This window comes from Niallia sp. FSL W8-0954 (assembly GCF_038005605.1).
GTDB classification, from domain to species: Bacteria; Bacillota; Bacilli; order Bacillales; family Cytobacillaceae; genus Niallia; species Niallia circulans_A.
The window spans coordinates 2,605,736-2,624,118 of sequence record NZ_JBBOTN010000001.1 but is presented as its reverse complement, the minus strand read 5'-3'; the positions used below and the strand labels follow the sequence as shown (position 1 = coordinate 2,624,118).

Genomic DNA, 18,383 nt, shown 5'->3' with positions numbered 1-18,383 from the left:
CACCAGTCCCGCTAATCCTTAGGAAGTCTAAAAGACAAAATCATTAATAGAAAATTAGGGGTTATTCGATATATTACTCCTTATCTTTTATATCCCTCTCTCTATTCAGGTCTCTAATTAATTTGTGTTTCTACTTTCTCAAAGTGATAAATCAATGTTTTGTAATCTTCTTTTACCCGTGGGATGGTTACTCCTGCATAGTTAAGTTCACTGCCGGAATATAGTCTTCCGGTTGCTACATCCTTATAGATTGCAAGATCTTCCAGATAATAAACAGGGAGATAGTTAACTGGCACAGCAGGCCGTGCTATCCCGTTAAAATAAACAACGATCGCTTCTTTTTCATTTTTAAACATCCATGCACTTTCGAAATATTCTCCTGGCGCTTTCAATCGGTAAAATTTTCCGAACTGAAAAAGCTTTCTCTGTTGTTTATAAAAAGATATTTGGTTTTCTATTTCTAGTAGTTCCTCTTCCTCTGCTTCTGTTAAATCTAACTCGTATCCAAGATTGCCACTCATTGCAACCCTTCCCCTTGTTTCAAGTGAAGTGATTCTTCCCACCTGATGGTTAGGTACGCTAGAAACATGTGCTCCCATCATAATCGGAGGATAAAGCAAACTGTAGCCATATTGAATCTTTGTCCTGCATAATGCATCTGTATTATCGCTTGTCCAAGTCTGGGCCATATAACGCATCATTCCAGGGTCAAATCTCCCCCCTCCGCTTGAACAATTTTCAAATAGTACATTTGGAAATTGATTCACTAATGTATCTAGGATTCGATATAAGCCTAGTATATATCGATGGGAAATCTCTCCTTGCTGATCTATAGGAAAAGAGGTACTGCCAATATCGGTTATATGTCGGTTCATATCCCATTTAATATAATCAATTTTGCCTGTTACTAAATATTCCGATAATACGCTTATTAAAAAGTCTTGTACTTCTGCATTAGATAAATCTAGGACTAACTGTCTTCTTCCTTCTATGGGCTTATATCCATGGGTATGGATAATCCAGTCTGGGTGTGCTTTAAATAACTCACTATTGGGGGAAGTCATTTCTGGTTCGAACCATAAACCAAACTTCATTCCTTTATTTTTCACCATCTCAGCTAAACCAGCTATTCCGTTTGGCAGTTTATCTTTGTTCTCGATCCAATCACCAAGTGAGGAAGTATCGTCATTTCGGTTTCCGAACCAGCCATCATCTAATACAAACATTTCTATGCCTATTTGTGCTGCTGTCTCCGCTAATTTCCAACTTTTTTCTTCTGATATATCAAAATAATTGGCTTCCCATGTATTCAATACGATTGGCCGTTCTTGATTTCGAAATGACTTAGGGCATAGATATTGTTGATAAAGTGTATGGAAAGTATGACTCATCTCATTTAACCCATGATTAGAATAAACCATCACAGCTTCTGGGGTATCAAAGCTGCCTCCAGGTGAAAGCTTCCATGAAAATCCTTCCGCATTTATGCCAAGTTGTACACGTGATGAACCATATTGTTCTACTTCAACTTGTGCTTGGAAATTCCCACTATAAATAAGATGGAATGCACGTACTTCTCCGCTGAATTCATCTGTATTCGGATTTAAAAGGGCTAAAAATGGTTGATGCTGCGGACTGCTTGCACCACGAGTACTTTCTATTTTTTGAATTCCGTTATGCAATTTCCTTCTACTTATATTAGCCTCATTTGTGTGAGACCCGTAAAGAGTTAATAAATCAAAAGTAGCTGCCGCGATATCTACTTGAAGACTTCCGGCATTATCAAGGAATACCTCTTGTTCCCCATGATTGAGAAAAGCAACATGTCTTGTTATAACCGGTAGTTGTTCATAAAGATGATAGTAAAGCTTCATTTCCAGCTGCTGAATATCATCATATAGGGTTATAATTAATGTCGTAACATTGGTATCTTCTCCTTCTAATGTAGGTAAACCTTCCAGTGGCTGTTTTCCAGTTATGATATCAAATTTCTTAAAAATAAAATCAGTGCGTGTTTGATTGGTATGCGAACGTATTGTATAATTCGAGATTCGATGATCACCGCTTTGTTGCGTACTTGTTTCCAGAGGGAGTGCATTTAAGCTAAACACTCTCTCCTCAGGAAACGGATTAGTGGCAAAGCCGCGATCTATCATTTGAATCTGAGTGCTTCCATTAAAACTTTCTAGTCTTCTTCCCCAATATCGATGACAGACATATTTATCTTTTTCTATGGAGAGAACATAACTTATTTTCTTGTTTTGTAAATGAAGTGTCTTGCCATCTTTTTCAAGAAATATAGGCAATGAAGTACCTCCTTGCATACGTTTTTCTTTCTATACCAGTCTATTTCACTAATTAAGAATTAAGGGACGAACATTAGTTCCTTTCTGATTGTATTAAGGTTAAAGCTTTCTCTCCTACCTTAATATCTGTATCCTTAATGCTACTAATCTCTAAGTATTCACTAGAATTGGTGACAATCATCATCACGGTAGAATCAAACCCTGCTTCTTTGATTTTCGCCATATCAAATTCTCCTAGCAAATCACCTTTTTTCAACTTTTGACCTTGCTTAATATAGGTTTTAAACCCATCTCCTGCCATTTTTACTGTATCTATACCGATATGCAGAAGAATTTCTGCACCTTTTTCCGATTGAATTCCATATGCGTGGTTAGAATCACTAGTAACTGTCACAACTCCATCAATAGGAGCATAAATCTTCCCTAAACGCGGAATAATGGCAATTCCTTTTCCCATTGTACCAGAAGCGAAAACCGGATCATTTACACTCCTTAAATCAACAGCGTTCCCCTCGACTGGTGCCGCAATCTCTTCACTTAATGCTATTTGTCTATTAATCGTAGAATCTTTTTCTGTTGTTTCAGTACCTTGAGAATTAGTAGATGGAACATTCAATTTTTTTCGTCCATAAAGCATTGTAGCTGCAAAGGCGAGCACAAAACTAATAACAACTCCAATCAAAAACATGGGAATTGCTTTAGGGCTTATAGCGATAAAGCCAATTATTCCGGCAGGACCTAAAGATACATTGCGCACTCCAGTGAATCCCATAAATGCTGCTCCTACACCTGCTGCAACAAGGCCGATAAAAAATGGGAATTTAAGTTTTAAATTAACCCCAAATAATGCTGGCTCTGTTATTCCTAACATAGCTGAGAAAGAAGCTGAGGATGCTAATCCCTTTTGCTTTTGGTTTTTTGATAAGAAGAAGATCGCTAAACATGCCGCTCCTTGTGCTACGTTAGCTGCTGATGCAATTGGAAATAGAAAGCTTCCTCCAGTTTTTGCAATATCCGCTAACAATTGTGTTTCTATCGCTGGGAAGGATTGATGCAAACCTGTTAATACAACTGCAGAGTAGCCCAATCCAAATAAACCATAACCAACTCCACCAAGTGTATCAATTAACCACAGTAATCCATCTGTTAATTGATTGGAAACACCACGTAATAATGGACCAACAAATGCAAATGTGACAAAACCAGTAATAATTACGGAAAACAATGGTGTAAAAGTAAAATCAACTGCATTGTTTAAATGCTTATGAAAAAACTTTTCAAGTGTTGCCAAAATCCAAGCTACTCCAATTACAGGTAAAACTTGTCCTTGATAACCGGCTTGAGCGATATGTAAGCCGAATACATCCCAATGCGGCATCTGCCCTGAAGCAACAGCTTCTGCTACTCCATAGCCATTTACCAGTTCGGGCATAACAAGCATCATCCCTGCCGCTGCTCCAAGATAAGGATTTCCGCCAAAACGTTTTGTTGCAGAAAAACCAATTAAAATTGGTAAGAAGGCAAATGGTGCAGAGGCCATTAAGTTGACAATTTCTGCGAAGCCTTTAATACCTGGGACCATTTCAACAATAGATTTTGGCCCAAATAAACCCTCTCCTGTTAAGACATTATTTAAAGCCATTAGTAGCCCGCCGGCAACTAAAGCTGGAATTAGCGGAACGAAGATATCGGATAAGAGCTTTACTAATTTCATGACAGGATTCGTTTCTTTTTGTGCCGTTACTTCTTTTAAATCATCTTTTGTTGCTTCCCCAACACCTGTGATGCTAATTAATTCTTTATACACTTCATTTACGTCACCAGGACCAACGATAATTTGAAATTGACCATTCGCTTCAAATGTTCCTTTTAAATCTGGATCATCATCTAAAGCTGCTTGGTCAATTTTTTTTGTTTCTTTTAAAACAAGTCTTAATCTAGTTGCACAGTGTGTAGCAGCAATTAAGTTATCTTCACCCAACGCTTTGGCTACACGTTCAGCTACTTCTCTGTGTTTCATGTAAATTCCCCTTTCTATTAAATCGCTTTCAAATCCTTTTGCACGATTAATTTAACATCGTTTTCATTTTATGTCAAACGTTTATCATAAAATTTTATTTTATTTAGATAAATGTAATAATTGAACTGATAGTAAGTGAGAAAACGTTTGACATATTTTTGAGAACGTTTTAAAATTCCCTTAAGTACACTTATGAACTACAATGAAGGAGTTTTAATTACATGACAGATATTGTTAGCAATTGGACACGAGATCTTAGATATAAACCCTATTCAGAATGGGACATTGACTATAAGAATGCTTTAAATAAATCAGTGGAAAACTCCAAGTGGCGTACCGGATATCATATTGAGCCCAAAACAGGTTTGTTAAATGATCCAAATGGCTTCTCATTCTTCAATGGAAAATGGCAGCTCTTTTTTCAGTACTATCCATTCGGCGCTGTCCATGGTTTAAAAAGCTGGTACCATTTAGAAAGCAAGGATTTAGTACATTGGCAAGAAAATGGGATTGCCCTACAATCGGACAATAATTTTGATTCACATGGGGTTTATTCAGGTTCAGCATATCCCATTGATGAAGACAAGCTCTTCCTCTTTTACACTGGTAATGTTAGGGATAAAGATTGGAATCGTTATAGCTTCCAAAATGGGGCCTTTATGTATAAAGACGGAACCATTCATAAATTTCCTAAACCATTGATTAACCAGCCAAATGAAACAACAGATCATTTTAGAGATCCGCAAATTTTTTGTTATCAAGATCAACTGTATATGATTATTGGTGCCCAAAAACAGTCAGATAAAAAAGGGGCGATCTTTCTCTACAAAGCATTAGAAAATGATATTAAAAATTGGACATTGGTTAGTGAATTAGCATTTTCTGATCAAGAACTTGGCTTTATGATTGAATGTCCGAATCTTATCTTTATTGAGGATGTGCCTGTTCTCTTATTCTGCCCACAAGGCTTATCTAAGAAAATTCAATCCTATGAAAATATTTATCCAAATATGTATACCATTGGAGATACGTTTGACCCTGTTAAGGCGGCGATCACTAAAACTACAAATTTGCAAAATCTTGATGAAGGCTTCGATGTCTATGCAACACAAGCATTTAATGCTCCTGATGGCAGGGCCCTTGCGATTAGCTGGATTGGATTACCGGAAGTTAATTATCCGACAGATCAAGAAGGTTATCAAGGTGTATTAAGTTTAGTGAAGGAACTTACATTACAAGATGGGAAACTGAAACAATATCCAGTAATAGAAACAAAAAAATTGCGGGAAATGGAGACGTCTTTTCATGAGTCATTTGACACGAAGACCAATCGATTTGAACTTGAAGTAATCATACCTGAAAATGAAATTGTGAAAATATTGCTCTTTTCAAATGTGGATAAAACGCGTTATTTAGCCTTTACACTCGATTCGGTAAATGGTAAAGTTTCTGTAGACAGAGAATATGCAGGCGAACGCTTTGCACAAGAATATGGTTTCCAGCGGGAAGCATATGTTTCGAAAAATACAGATATAAAAGTAAATATATTTGCTGATACCTCCGTTTTTGAGTGCTTTGTAAATGAAGGAGAACGAGTTATTACAGGACGTGTTTTTCCAGATGATTCACAAACATTAATTTACCTGCATTCTAAACGTAATGTCAGCGGTACAATATGGAGACTAAATAATCAGAAGAGGTAAATTAAAATGGTTGCAAAATTAACCGATGTAGCCAAATTAGCTGGGGTGAGTCCTACAACGGTCAGCCGTGTTATTAATAAAAAAGGCTATCTATCAGAAAAAACAATTGCTAAGGTTCATGATGCAATGAGAGAGCTTCATTACCAACCAAATAATCTTGCTCGCAGTTTGCAGGGGAAGTCCACAAAGCTAGTGGGATTAATTTTTCCTGCTTTAAATAATGTCTTCTATGCGGAATTGATTGATCATTTAGAACGAGAACTTTTCCGTGCAGGGTATAAAACAATCCAATGTAATAGTGAACATAATTCAGATAAAGAACGAGAGTACATTCAAATGCTCCAAGCAAATCAAGTAGAAGGAATCATTGCAGGTGCGCATAACTTAAACCATGATGATTACACGAATATCAAGGCACCTATTATAAGCTTTGACCGTTTCCTTGCTCCTAATATTCCAATTGTAAGCAGTGACAATTATCAGGGCGGTGTTTTAGCAACACGCTCCTTGCTCAACCATGGTATCCAAAAAATAATCATGTTAACTGGAAGCAATGATGTTAAATCACCAACCTATTTACGAACAAAGGGCTATATAGATGAAATGAACAATGCTGGTTTACAACCAAGAGTATTTTCTATAAATGGAAGCTTTACTCCCTTGAGAAAATCAGTTGAAATCGCTAAAATACTTAAAACAGAGCAGCCAGAGGGAATCTTTTGTTCAGATGATATGAAAGCACTTTTAGTAATAAATGAAGCGGAAAAACTTGGTTTAACATCCCCGCAAGATTTTAAACTAGTTGGATATGATGGGACTTCCTTTATAGAGGATTACTTCCCTAAACTAACTACAGTGAAGCAGCCTCTTGGAGAATTGGCTAAGCTTTGTGTAGAACTTCTTATTCAAAAAATAGACGGAGTAAATGATCAGGAAGACCGCTATGAAATCCCCGTAAAACTAATAAGCGGACAAACAAGTTGATTTTATCCTTGTTTGTCCGCTTATTTTTTCAAGTCTAGAAATCCCCTTCCTTTTCTACTGACTTTTCTCTGAAACAGTTGGCAACTTTATTCTCTAAATTGCCCACTTGGTATTGGTAATGAGAAAGACAAGAATCTAGCTAATGCTGAGTTACATTCTCTTGTTTTTTACTTCTTAAAATTCCTCATTAATTAAGTCAGCTATTACTCCTGAAGCAGCTCTGCTGCCTTGGCTTGCAGCGTTTATTAACTGTGGTGGTGTTAGTAGAGTATTATCTCCACTTGCGTATACTCCTTCTATATTAGTTCGCCCAAGAGCATCGGTTTCCACTCCACCCATCTTATTTAATGTACATCCAAGTGCTTCAGCAAAGGGAACGGCTTGTTGAAGTTCGGCTGTGACAAAGCCTCCTTCTCTATCAACCTCTTCCCCATTTTTAAAGATAATCTTTTGCAATTGTCCCTTATCACCGTACAGCCTGTCTATTTCTTGTTCGATTACTTTAATATTTTTGTTATTTAGCATGTCAAGTTGCTCTTTTGTAAGTATCTTCTTGCCGTTTGTGCAAACGATAAGGTTTTTACTCCAATTAAAAAGCAATTTAGTTAAATGAAAAGCATGATCATTTTCTGCCAATACTGCTAAAGCTCGATCTTTAAGTTCCCACCCATCACAAAATGGACAACTATATATGCTTTTTCCATAAAAATGATGCAAGCCAGCAATATCGGGCAGTATATCAATCAGTCCAGTAGATAATATAATTTTCTTTGCCTGATATGATTCATTTTGATCGGTGAAAATGATGAAGTATTTATTTACCTTTTTAATCTCTGTAACTTGTTGGTGTTTAAAGAATACATCGGGATATTTTTTTAATTCTTCTTTCCCAATTTGCTTAAATTGGGAAGGCTTAATACCGTCTCTTGTTATGAAACCATGGGATTCTTGGGTAACGGAATTTCTAGGTTTATCGTCGTCGAATAAGATCGTTTTCATTCGTGCTCTTCCAAGAACAAGTGATGCATTTAAACCGGCTGGGCCTCCACCTATTACAATACAATCTAACATTACTTTTTCCTCCTCAATAAGAATAACATATATTAAAGACTCTTAATATCCGTAATTAGACTAAAAATAAAGATGAGTTATCACCTTTATTTTTTATTTAGCATTATGTTCAATTTGATTAGCAATATCGCGTATATATTTTTGGCTTAAATGTTCACGCATCTTTGTTTCAGCCTCTAACATGACATTTTCAATTAAGCATTCGCCGTTTTTTCTATCATCATGTTCCAATGAACAGCTAAACAAAGATGTCTTTCCCTCAATGGCTGTAATAACATCTAAAAAAGAAATTTCCTCGGCCTGTTTTATAATACGATAACCGCCATTAACACCTGGTGTTGACTCAATTAAGCCTGCTTTAACAAGTTTGGTTAATATTTTCGATAGATATGTTGGTGATAAATCTTGGATTTTGGCTAATTGATCTACTCCTACCGTTTTCCCTTTTGTTGCAAGGGTTAAATAGACCATTGTGTGTAATGCATAATTCGTTGCTCTTGAATATTTCATCATACTACCTCTTTACGGATATATTAAAGACCTTTAATGTCTATAATTGATTATAAAGAAAGAGAGTGAAGAAAACAAGTTTTAGAGGGAATTTCCTTTTATTAAGGAGAACTCCCTTCCTATTTACTGGTATGCCTCTATCCCTAGTAATTCATCCAGTCCGACTATTTGAAAGTCTCTTTCCTGAATAGCTTCAATTATTTTCGGTAATGCCTTTGCTGTTTCTGTTTTTTCTGAATCTGAATGCATTAAAATAATATCGCCGTTTCGCAAATGGTTGGTGACATTTCTAATAATATTGTCTGCCTCCATTTGTGACCAATCAAGTGTATCGATGGACCAAATGATAATAGAATATCCTTTTAGTTCAGCATTTTTCATTAGCGTTTCATTTGTTTCTCCATATGGTGGGCGAATCATTGCAGGTTCTTTTCCAATAAGCGATTGAAGAGCGCTACCTGCTCGTGTTATTTCCTCTAATTGCTGTTCCTTATCTAAAACAGATAAGTCAACATGATGATAGCTATGACTCAAAACTAAATTCCCATTTTTATAAGCATTTTTTACAACTTGCGGATGTTTTTCTGCTTCACTGCCGATAAAGAAAAAATTCCCTTTCACTTTATATTGCTGTAATATTTCAATGATTCTTGGTGTAATGCTATCATCAGGTCCATCATCAAAGGTTAAAGAAATTTTCTTTTCATTCCGCCCATTGAGGTATACATTTGCTTTATTCTCTTGGAATTTCACGATCTCCCTCCTCCAGTTTTGCATCATTTCCCATTGTTTATTGGTAAGTTGATTAGATTCGCCTTGGATAGTTAAGGTATATTCCTCTTGTATACTTCTAGGTTTGTGATAGACAGATAAATGGTCTACCCTCTTGGTTTTATTTAATATAATAAACTTAAGCTGAATATCTTCACTAAGGTTATAGACAATTATTTGTTCGCCGTCCCCTATTCTAATTTCTGCTGGGTCCCCTATTTTCTTTTTTAAATCTGATAGAGATAATCTATTTAATCGCTTTTTATTGGAACGAACATCATAAATATCGCCTTTGGCAGTATAGCCAAACACGGTATCCTTTTCCTTATAGATGGCATAGTATCCATCTCCTACTTGATCTGTTTGATCCGGTTCTCCCCATTGGCTAATTACTTGTTCGATGGTACTGGTAAAGACATTAAAGGAACTTGTATCCGTCATGCCTTTTTTTGCAGCTTCTACTAGAACAGTTATAAAGTCAGAAGTTAACTGCCAATTCTTTTGTTCTGGATTTATATGACTCTGTTTAAGATTTACTGGGTCTTCTGGTAACGGAGCACTACATGCCACAATGAAAACAGATTGTGATAGTGCGACCAAATAGAGCAAAAGCTTTCTCTTCAGCTTTTTTCACTTCCTTCCTGCTTTCCTACTATTTAATGTAAAGGTTCGTGTATTCGTTTGCAATACATAATTATCATTTGTTGTGATTCTCTTTTATTTTCATCTGATTTTAATAAATCTTCTTTATAATGATGACTTTCTGATTTTTACCAAAAAAGTAGGTGTTTAAAAAATGAATATGGAAACCTTATTACAATTAAATACGATTTTTATCAGTATTATCATTGAGGCATTGCCCTTTATTCTAATTGGGGTTCTTATTTCGGGAATAATCGAAATTTTTGTCTCAGAGGAACTTATTGCAAAAATGATGCCGAAAAATCCAATACTGGCCATTTTATTTGCTTCTTTAGTTGGAAGCATTATCCCAGCATGCGAATGTGGAATTATTCCTATTACAAGGCGGTTAATTTTAAAAGGAGTACCGGTTCCTGCCAGTATTGCCTTTATGCTTACCGGACCGATTATTAATCCAGTAGTTATGTTCTCGACATATGTTGCTTTCGGGAATAGCTGGAGAATGGTAATTCTTCGTTCTGTATTGGCGCTTGTTTGTTCCATTCTTGTTGGACTTGCTCTGCATAAATCAGTAAAGCAATCTCCGTTGAAAAGTCATGTGATTGAACATGTGCACTTTCATTCTTTTAAAGACCGAATCGAAGCAATGTTCAAACATTCGATCGATGAATTTTTCTCTGTTGGAAAATACTTAGTTATCGGCTCGTTTATTGCTGCAGCAGTACAAACTTTAGTCAAGACTTCCACCCTAGTCTCAATAGGAACCGGACAGGCTTCCTCTCATCTTGTGATGATGGGACTTGCGTACATACTAAGTCTTTGTTCCCAAGCAGATGCTTTTGTTGCAGCGAGCTTTAGAAACAGCTTCTCTGAAGGTTCTATTCTTGCTTTCCTAGTGTTTGGTCCTATGTTGGATATCAAAAATACATTGATGATGCTAAGCACTTTTAAAGCCAAGTTTGTCATTCTATTAACAGGCCTTATTACAGTTTGCGTGTTTCTCGTAACAATTTTTCTATAAAGAGGTGAAAAAAACATGTTTCGAATATTTGTATTAATAGGCTTTACTTATTTATTTCTACATTTACATGCAACAGGCGATATTTCAAAATATATTAATATGAAATATGCTTATATTTCAGAGTCTGCTATCTATATATTTGTTCTCTTTACAATTATATGTGTCTATAACTATGTAAAAAAAGATAAACATACACATGATGAATCGTGTAATCATTGTGGACATGATCATGCTCATGAAGAAAATAGTTGGTGGAAACGTGGATTAACGATTATAACCTTGCTTATTCCTATTCTTACTGGTTTAGTCCTTCCAGTGGCTACTCTTGATTCGAATATTGTGGAGAAAAAAGGACTCTACTTCCCTGCATATGATGAAGGAGATGAATATAGTCAGCATCAATTCCTGCAGCCGAATACGAGTAGCTATTATGGCAAAGAAGGCTATGCAGAAGTGATGGATAAAGGCTTAGATAAAATAAAGAATCTCCCTGAAATTAAACTAGGGGAAGATAATTTTTTAAATGATTTGGAAACAATTTATAATTACCCAGGACAATTTATGGATAGAAAAATTACATTGACAGGCTTTACTTACAAGGAAGAGGATTTAACCAATAATCAGCTGTTCCTCCTGCGTTTTGGTATTATCCATTGTATTGCAGATGCGGGTGTTTTTGGAATGCTTCTTGATATTCCGGATGAATTGAAAAGAGAGAATGACCAATGGCTTCAAGTAACAGGTAAGCTTGAAACAGTGTACTATCAACCATTTAAGAAAACCATTCCGATTCTTAAAGTTACAGATTGGAAGTCCATTAATCAGCCAGATGATCCTTATGTATATAGACAGTATTAAAAAAAGGAGAGAATGTTTGCATATATGCAGCATTTCTCTCCTTTTTTTCATATATATTTTTCCATGCGAATATCATCCCACATTCTATCTTGATAATAAGTGAAGAATTTATTTTTGCCGATTTCTTGGTATCCAAGCTTTTTATATAATTTATATGCGTTTTTATTAAATTCAAATACGCCTAATTCAATCCTGTTAAATCCTTGTTTTTTGATCTGCTCTTCTAAGTAGATTAATGATGTTGAGCCGATCCCTTTTCCTCTTGCAACTTCTTCGCCGATTGTAATAGCGATCCAGGCGGTCCCCTGTTCTTTTTTATATAAATGGACGGGATCAATCGTATAATTCATTTCTCCAACAAGTATATCATCTAAATAAATAGCATACATATGGTAATTGGTTAAACGTTTTGTTATATCCTCTATTGTGACAAGTACGCGGTTTTCTGCATCCTCTTTATCTCTGCAAGGATGAATGAATGGGATAAGTCTTGGATCATTTTCCCACTTATTTAAACAAGAAACTAATTGATCAGTTGGATTATCTATTTTTTTAAAGGAAATGTTCATATATGGTTCCCTCACCTTTGTTTATTCTTTTCTTATTATAAGCGAAGATCAAGTAAGTTTGTTTGAAAATATTTTTAAATGAATGGAAGTTTGTCTTTCCAATGCCTAGCATGTTTATCGTTCTAAATTATTTCCTTTATCCATATTAATTTTAATATCCGAAAAAACTTCCTTTAAAGGAGCGATAATGAATGATTACTGTCCATTATTTTGAAAATAGTACCAATGTATTAACCCAATTACGGCAAGACATACCGAATATTGATGAACCAGTAAAAATAAAGGGACGAAAAGGCAAGATCCTTTCCGTGAATCAACTAAAAGAAGAAGTATATCAAGTAAATGTGGAATTTGAAAAGGTGGTAAAAAAAGCCGTACTTGCAACAGATAATAAAAAAAGAAAGCGTTAGATATTGTAAAGGAGATATCATATGCATGATGTCTTCTTTTTTATGATTTCAGTCCACTTTGTATAAAATACATAATTCACAAGTGATAGACAAACGCTATTTAATAAATGGTTTAAAAGGAGAGTAGAAAATGTTAAGTAATAAAGTTAGTCGTGTAGCATTAATCGGCACTGGGTTTGTTGGATCTAGCTATGCATTTGCTTTAATGAATCAAGGAATTGTCGATGAACTATTATTAATTGATCTAAATAAGAACAAAGCATTTGGCGATGTAATGGATTTGAATCACGGCAAGGTATTTGCCCCTAATCCAATCAGTATTAAATATGGGGAATATAAAGACTGTGCTGAAATGGATTTAGTTGTCATATGTGCAGGAGCCAATCAAAAACCAGGAGAAACACGTCTTGATTTAGTGGAAAAAAATTTAAAAATCTTTAAATCCATTGTCGAACAAGTAATGGCAAGTGGATTTAATGGAATATTTTTAGTTGCCACAAACCCAGTAGATATTTTAACCTATGCTACTTGGCGCTATAGTGGTTTACCGAAAAATCAAGTCATTGGCTCTGGTACGATATTAGATACCGCAAGATTTCGCTATTTACTAGGAGATTATTTTAAAGTTGCCCCAACTAGTGTACATGCCTATATTATTGGTGAACATGGGGATAGTGAACTACCTGCCTACAGCTCGGCAGATGTTGCTGGTATCCCGGTTTATAAGTTAATGAAAAGAGCTGCTCATTATAAAATGGAAGATTTAGATAATATTTTTGTGAATGTACGGGATGCGGCATACAAAATCATTGAAGGAAAAGGGGCAACCTATTACGGAATTGCGATGGGACTTGTACGGATAACAAAAGCAATCTTAAGTAATGAAAATAGTGTATTAACGGTTTCTGCCTATTTGGATGGTCAATATGGGGAAAAGGATGTCTATATAGGTGTTCCTGCTGTTATAAATAGAGAGGGAATACGAGAAGTTGTTGAGTTGGAATTAGCTTCAGATGAACAAGAAAAATTTCATCAAAGCGCTGCTGTTTTAAAAGATATTCTCAAACCGCACTTTAGCTAATAATCTAATTCCTCTGTTAGCTGTAGCTGCAATGATAATATATTCTCTCCAAAAATAGCCCACACCCAAATTCCCTAATTTACATACTTTATAAAGTAAGTAAATTAGGAAAGGTGTGACAGAATGGATTGGAAGAAATACCTTCTTATAGCAGCTGCTACTTTCTTGATTCTTTTTTCTGGAATTGTTACTGTTTTGCTTTTTCAAGCAAATAAAGTGGAAGCGGACAAAGAAAAAGGCAATTCAGTTAATTCCGAAAGTAATGTCACAACGGAAAGCGGTCAAGGCAATGTTAATATTTCTGTAACAAACAATATACAAAATATAGTGAGTGGCGAATCTAAAGCAACAATAGAAAATAAGGTGAAAAATGATTTAGAAGATAAAGAAGCAACAATTGATAATAGTATTGAAAATAAGACAGAAAACGAAGCATCTGTTACTATTAATAATGCTATTGAAAACTTGTTAAAAGGACAGGTAAATGGTACGACCAATAATAATATTACGAATAATATTCTCTCTAGTAATAAAGCAGAGCTAGCGAATAATATATTGAATGATTTAGATTTAAATGTGGACGTTAATGTCTCCAATGAAGTTAATACAAATGGGAAGAAAGAATCTTCCAATAATGATAATGGAGATACAAACGACAACGGAAATAATAAAGAAGATAATGGTAAGGAGGAAAACGACGGGAAAGAAACAAACGGAAATGAGGAAAACAAGGAAAAAACATCCTATTTATGGGGAATTGATTCTGCAAGTGAAACAACACAGGATTTTCTTGCTTGTGTAAGAGATAACTTTGGAAATCCTAGAGTGATTGCACGCTATCTAGGAACAAATGAAGGTGTTTCTCATGGCTTGACGGCAGATCAAGTCGATTTAATTCATTCCAATGAAGCGGATATCTTACTAATATATAATGGGTTTACAGACGCAACAGGGTATGATAATGGTGTAAGTGAAGCGAAGAAGGCAATTGAGTTGGCTAAGGAGCTTGGAGCCCCAGATGGTGTAGCTATTTTTGCGGATATAGAACCCAATTATCCTGTGGATGCCGCCTTTATAGAAGGTTGGTATGCCGAAGTTAGTAAATCTATCTATAAGCCTGCTATTTATGGTATTTTTGATAAAGATGAAGCGTTAACTGTTTCCTTTAATGAAGCTGTAAAAAACAAAGAGGAAATAAAAGATAATACATTTCTATGGTCTGCCTCTCCTAATATTGGGATAACTACAGAAGAAGATGCTCCCAAATTTAAAGTGGATGCACCGGAAGAGTCGCTTGCCTATGGCTGGCAATATGGTATTAATGATCAGACATGTAATATAGATACTAATCTATTCGACAGCAAACTGACAAATGTATTATGGAAACAATAAAAAATGGACATCTTACTAACGAATAATTCGAAAAGTAAGATGTCCATTTTTTAAATCTAGAAATGAAAATCACCGATGCCGCGTTATAGGAACTTATAAGCGTCTGCCTCTCCATCCGCCATTGATTTCCAGTCGAAATCGCATGAAGTCAGAGATCAGTCTGGCTGTCTTCCCTTCTTGAGTTCGTTCTCTAGATTTTGATTGGACACAATGGAGTAATTTTTCGTCACAATAGCGACAAGAACCATATGTCTCTACACATTGATCATGCCTTCGACAACAGGAGTCAACATAATTGATCGGTGCACCAGGGCCACTGCAGCCGGGTCCGCAATATCGATATCCGCCAGGCAAGCATAGTTTAATCGGATTTCTTTTCCTTCTTTTTTTTGGCATTTTCTGATTCTCCCTTCTGTATAGATTATGATGCTTGTATGAAATAGCTTGGGGAATCAATCTAAAAAGGAAAACTTCCATATGAAAAATTGTTTCATAAAAAATAAAAGCTTGTCCAAAGGAAAACTTCGGACAAGCTTTTATAAGTTAACTTCTTTTTTTGAAGATAGTGGAAATAATTTCGTCGGTTGACATATCGCTTTTAATTTTAAACGATCCTAGTTTTAAGTATTCTGCTACGCCTTTTTTATCTACTTTTTGCGAGAATTCTAAGGCACTTTCTTTAATGATTTTTTCATCATGTAAAATGCTTCCTACATCATAACTAGTCATACCACTTGAAACTTTAACAGTAACTGTTTTAACTTCCTCTTTTTTCTTATCTTCTTCTTTTTTGTCTTTGTCATCTTTCTTTTCTTCAGAAGTATTAGATTTAGATGCTTGTTTCTTCACATCATCTTCTTTTTTCTTTGCTTCATCAGAAGTTTGAACGACATAGCCACTGCTTGTTAAGATATCTTTCATTTCTTCAACAGTTGGCGTATTTGCTGCATCACTTGCTACTTTATCTACTTTTTGGACATTATTGTTTGTTTTAGCATTCGCTGTATCATCCTTCGTAGAAAAATAGACAATGCCACTAACAGAAGTCGCTAAAAGAACCCCCGCTGCGAAGCTGGTAATTATTGATGGCTTCATTGTAAAACACTTCTCCTTTCCTCTTTTCCAGTTAAGTAAGGAGCTAACATTTCTTCTACTTCAGCTTGAGTAAGCTTTTTTTGAGCTGCAATTGTTTCAACTGAATACTTACGTCTATGCAAGTCAAGCACTTCTCGTAAAACCATTCGGTCTTTAGAAGCTAGCTGAACGCCTGTTTGTTTTTCTAATATTTCTATGTCCAACTCAAGATGGCGTATTTGTTTTTGCAACTGTGCTATTTCTTCCATCACAGAAAGGTGAATTACATCTATTTCACGTTGCTCTGATTTTGACGTTTGTTTTGCTTTAATTACGGAAGTAATGAGCAAAATGGCTGCTGCAATAAACAATATGGCTAGTGTCCATTCCATTTTAAAGATCCTCCCTCTTTCAGAATCTACTTTCCTAAGTACCTATTATACATTCTTTTTCATTATTTTTCGATGATATTCTACAAAATCCTTCAATAGTTAGATAAGTTGGGATAATTATGCAACTTTTATTATATGAAAATAGTTGCAAACAGCCCTTCTGCCAATTGAATTTTCCAAGAATCATCGAAAGTATTTAAAGATAGATTTTAATAGCGGGTCCTTGTACCTATGAACAAAAAGACCCAAAGACATTTGCCTTTGAATCAAATTTTTTATTGTTTAGTTATTTGATATCCGTTTTTCCCTGATTTTTTCATATGATACATAATTTTATCAGCATTTTGCATTAATGTTTCGATATCTTTCCCATGATATGGATAGATACTGATACCGATACTGCAAGATATAGAATAAAGTTTATTGTCCATTCGAAGAGGATGATTAAAGATAGCAAGTATTCTCTTGGCGTAATTTTCTAATTCATGTTCTGTATTCATATCCTTAATGAGAAGAATAAATTCATCTCCACCCAAACGACATAAAAAATCTGTTTCTCTGATTGATCCTTTCATCCTAGCTGCAATCAGCTTCAATGCTCGATCACCGTATTTGTGTCCTAATGAATCATTTATTTGTTTAAAGTCATCAATGTCTATAAACAGTAAAGCAAATGAATGGCTTTCATTCTGGACTTCTATTAATTCAGTCATGGTTTTATATAAATAGCGTCTATTAGGCAGTTCTGTTAATGTATCGTATAGTGCTTGGCGTTTAATAATTGCTTCATATGCCTTTCTTTCTGATATATCTCTTGCAATGGTGGAAAGAAAATGAACATTTTGATAGGTAGCTTTATGACTGACAATAGTTTGCGATACAGGAACTTGTTTCCCGAGTGCGTTGCATAGGACATTTTCTCCTTGCCATATACTTTTTTCGTTTGAAATGCCGTTTTCATTTAATTCAACAAATTTATTTGTCCAAAGTTGTGCATTCACAGATTGCAAGTCTTCCGTACTTTCAGAAATGCCAAGAAAGAATCGAGCAGAAGGATTTAAATAAGTGGTATTTCCTTTACTGTCTGCCGTCGCTATAAAATCTGGAGAAGCCTCAATTATATCTAGTAATTGTTGCTGACGCTCTTGATTTTTCTTCCATAAGGTAATATCTCGATTGATTCCTCTATATCCGATTGCTTTGTTTTGACTATTTATTATAGGCTTCGCATTTGTTTCGATCAATACATCATAGCCATTTCGGTGTATCATGGTGAAGTCCATATTATGGAGAATTTTGCTATGTTCCTTAGCGGTTGAAAATATTGTTTTTAATGTTGGAATTTCATCTGCTTTAATATAAGAAAACAGAGATTGCCCAAGTATTTCAGCAGATGAATAACCTAATATGTCTTCAACGATTGAATTGGAATACGTAAATTGCCAATGTTCGTTTAATTGCCATATCCAGTCACTTACATGTTCAACAAGCATGCGAAAAAAATCAAGAGATGGCGTATCATTTTCATTCATAGTTATGTCTCCTACTAAAAAATAATTATAGGCAAATAGGTATTTTC

The 18,383-nt window shown here is 35.2% G+C and carries 17 protein-coding genes; 7 read left to right on the top strand and 10 right to left on the bottom strand.

Going from position 1 to position 18,383, the window contains the following annotated elements:
• Window positions 1–113: 113 nt before the first annotated feature.
• Together NX902_RS12855 and NX902_RS12850 are read right to left on the bottom strand one after the other, a co-directional pair.
• Window positions 114–2,306, bottom strand: coding sequence for an alpha-galactosidase (locus NX902_RS12855; RefSeq protein ID WP_235850206.1), 2,193 nt, complete (start codon window positions 2,304–2,306; stop codon window positions 114–116).
• 73 nt (window positions 2,307–2,379) lie between these two features.
• Entirely contained in the window at window positions 2,380–4,326 is a 1,947-nt protein-coding gene (locus NX902_RS12850) for a sucrose-specific PTS transporter subunit IIBC (protein ID WP_095328852.1), read from the bottom strand.
• 221 nt (window positions 4,327–4,547) lie between these two features.
• On the opposite strand from NX902_RS12850, the gene NX902_RS12845 reads away from it, so the two are divergent.
• Window positions 4,548–6,029 carry a sucrose-6-phosphate hydrolase gene (locus NX902_RS12845; protein ID WP_095328851.1) on the top strand — a complete coding sequence of 494 codons (1,482 nt, stop codon included), beginning with the start codon at window positions 4,548–4,550 and terminating at the stop codon, window positions 6,027–6,029.
• Between the two features lie 6 nt (window positions 6,030–6,035).
• A complete protein-coding gene (locus NX902_RS12840; protein WP_095328850.1) occupies window positions 6,036–7,013 on the top strand; it encodes a LacI family DNA-binding transcriptional regulator in 978 nt (325 codons plus the stop codon).
• Window positions 7,014–7,187: 174 nt separating this feature from the next.
• Here the strand turns inward: NX902_RS12840 and NX902_RS12835 are convergent, their stop codons facing one another.
• The 3 genes from NX902_RS12835 to NX902_RS12825 all read right to left on the bottom strand — a co-directional run bounded on the left by NX902_RS12835 (window position 7,188) and on the right by NX902_RS12825 (window position 9,965).
• Window positions 7,188–8,084 (bottom strand): NAD(P)/FAD-dependent oxidoreductase, encoded by an 897-nt coding sequence (locus NX902_RS12835; protein WP_095328849.1) that lies wholly within the window; start codon window positions 8,082–8,084, stop codon window positions 7,188–7,190.
• A gap of 93 nt (window positions 8,085–8,177) precedes the next feature.
• Entirely contained in the window at window positions 8,178–8,594 is a 417-nt protein-coding gene (locus NX902_RS12830; protein WP_095328848.1) for an RrF2 family transcriptional regulator, read from the bottom strand.
• A gap of 123 nt (window positions 8,595–8,717) precedes the next feature.
• Window positions 8,718–9,965: a polysaccharide deacetylase family protein gene (locus NX902_RS12825; RefSeq protein WP_204259876.1), complete on the bottom strand. Its 1,248-nt coding sequence runs from the start codon at window positions 9,963–9,965 to the stop codon at window positions 8,718–8,720.
• Between the two features lie 196 nt (window positions 9,966–10,161).
• On the opposite strand from NX902_RS12825, the gene NX902_RS12820 reads away from it, so the two are divergent.
• Both NX902_RS12820 and NX902_RS12815 read left to right on the top strand, forming a co-directional pair.
• Window positions 10,162–11,028: a permease gene (locus NX902_RS12820; protein WP_095328846.1), complete on the top strand. Its 867-nt coding sequence runs from the start codon at window positions 10,162–10,164 to the stop codon at window positions 11,026–11,028.
• Between the two features lie 15 nt (window positions 11,029–11,043).
• Window positions 11,044–11,886, top strand: a complete 843-nt coding sequence (locus NX902_RS12815) for a TIGR03943 family putative permease subunit (RefSeq protein ID WP_341160757.1) — start codon at window positions 11,044–11,046, stop codon at window positions 11,884–11,886.
• A gap of 47 nt (window positions 11,887–11,933) precedes the next feature.
• Here NX902_RS12815 and NX902_RS12810 read toward each other — a convergent pair whose 3' ends face one another.
• Window positions 11,934–12,455 (bottom strand): GNAT family N-acetyltransferase, encoded by a 522-nt coding sequence (locus tag NX902_RS12810; protein ID WP_095328844.1) that lies wholly within the window; start codon window positions 12,453–12,455, stop codon window positions 11,934–11,936.
• A gap of 191 nt (window positions 12,456–12,646) precedes the next feature.
• Here NX902_RS12810 and NX902_RS12805 point away from each other — a divergent pair, with 191 nt between their 5' ends.
• The 3 genes from NX902_RS12805 to NX902_RS12795 all read left to right on the top strand — a co-directional run bounded on the left by NX902_RS12805 (window position 12,647) and on the right by NX902_RS12795 (window position 15,338).
• Window positions 12,647–12,865 (top strand): hypothetical protein, encoded by a 219-nt coding sequence (locus NX902_RS12805; RefSeq protein ID WP_095328843.1) that lies wholly within the window; start codon window positions 12,647–12,649, stop codon window positions 12,863–12,865.
• Between the two features lie 130 nt (window positions 12,866–12,995).
• Complete coding sequence (locus NX902_RS12800; RefSeq protein ID WP_095328842.1) at window positions 12,996–13,946, top strand: L-lactate dehydrogenase; 951 nt, start codon at window positions 12,996–12,998, stop codon at window positions 13,944–13,946.
• Window positions 13,947–14,069: 123 nt separating this feature from the next.
• Window positions 14,070–15,338: a glycoside hydrolase domain-containing protein gene (locus tag NX902_RS12795; protein ID WP_163186852.1), complete on the top strand. Its 1,269-nt coding sequence runs from the start codon at window positions 14,070–14,072 to the stop codon at window positions 15,336–15,338.
• A 93-nt stretch (window positions 15,339–15,431) separates the two neighbouring features.
• Here the strand turns inward: NX902_RS12795 and NX902_RS12790 are convergent, their stop codons facing one another.
• The 4 genes from NX902_RS12790 to NX902_RS12775 form a co-directional block, all read right to left on the bottom strand.
• Window positions 15,432–15,734 carry a Parvovirus coat protein VP1-like protein gene (locus NX902_RS12790; RefSeq protein WP_095328840.1) on the bottom strand — a complete coding sequence of 101 codons (303 nt, stop codon included), beginning with the start codon at window positions 15,732–15,734 and terminating at the stop codon, window positions 15,432–15,434.
• 147 nt (window positions 15,735–15,881) lie between these two features.
• Complete coding sequence (locus NX902_RS12785) at window positions 15,882–16,433, bottom strand: hypothetical protein (protein ID WP_123257706.1); 552 nt, start codon at window positions 16,431–16,433, stop codon at window positions 15,882–15,884.
• Window positions 16,430–16,804, bottom strand: a complete 375-nt coding sequence (locus NX902_RS12780; RefSeq protein ID WP_047940673.1) for a hypothetical protein — start codon at window positions 16,802–16,804, stop codon at window positions 16,430–16,432. The genes NX902_RS12785 and NX902_RS12780 overlap by 4 nt, the downstream gene beginning before the upstream one ends.
• Window positions 16,805–17,079: 275 nt before the next feature.
• Window positions 17,080–18,336: a sensor domain-containing protein gene (locus NX902_RS12775; protein ID WP_095328838.1), complete on the bottom strand. Its 1,257-nt coding sequence runs from the start codon at window positions 18,334–18,336 to the stop codon at window positions 17,080–17,082.
• Between the last annotated feature and the right edge of the window lie 47 nt (window positions 18,337–18,383).